Source organism: Bacillus sp. JJ1127 (genome assembly GCF_036965845.1).
Classification (GTDB): domain Bacteria; phylum Bacillota; class Bacilli; order Bacillales; family Bacillaceae_G; genus Bacillus_A.
On sequence record NZ_JBALQK010000105.1, the window covers coordinates 25,446 to 25,786 of the forward strand.

Below are 341 nucleotides of genomic sequence, written 5' to 3' on the forward strand. Positions count from 1 at the left end.
AAAATGGATTTATATAATCACTGTAGTTCTTTTGTAAGACTCATTGAAGATATAAAAATAGCGACTCTTTCACGGATATTCCATGAAAGGGTCGCTATTTTGGTTGAAAATTATACATAACTTTAACTTTTGACAGGTATTAGACTGTATGAACTTGCCCTAGTGTATGTGTACTCAGCCAGTGATGATTCGAGTTATATCACTGGTTAAATAATCCATGTCAATGTGGGGATGAGAACAAGCAGTTAAAGACATCAGAATGATCATATTTATAATATATCGAATTGTTTTTACAGAAAAAAAGCTCCATAACTGGAGCTTCCAAGTATTGCAACAAATAA